Genomic DNA, 421 nt, shown 5'->3' on the forward strand with positions numbered 1-421 from the left:
CGAGCCGCTGCACCTCGACAACCTCGTCGCCGATCGGCAGGCGCTGCAAAACCGACTGGCGAGGCTGTGATTTTGGAGTTTCGAAACGGCATACTGAGCCAGTCTTTTGCCAGAAACCCAGGCTTTGCGAGAAGATTAAACGAAGCCGCCGCTGGCGCCCCGAGGCGCCGAGCTCAGCGTCAAGGGGGCAGTGGAGTGAGCCAAAATCCACCCGACGATCATGCAGTGTTTCGTTCGCAGCGCCGAGCTGATCGCTTCGAACTGCGCGCGTGGCAGCCGCAGGGTCAATGAGCTGGATTTCTCCGACACCGCTCAAGCGAGCTAAATGACCTCTTTCCTGGTTCGTCGTGAGCGTCCGGCGAATGCATTTTTTGCGTCTACGAGGCGCGGTTTAGGACTTGCGGCTTAGCTCATCTGCCAT

Annotated in this window: 1 protein-coding gene; it reads right to left on the reverse strand. The window is 59.1% G+C overall.

What is annotated here, in order from left to right; genetic code table 11:
- Positions 1–316: hypothetical protein (locus ACWGTI_RS32740; RefSeq protein ID WP_454590691.1), on the reverse strand; the 316-nt coding region annotated here is incomplete at its 3' end.
- Positions 317–421 lie beyond the last annotated feature (105 nt).

This window comes from Mesorhizobium sp. ArgA1 (assembly GCF_053714375.1).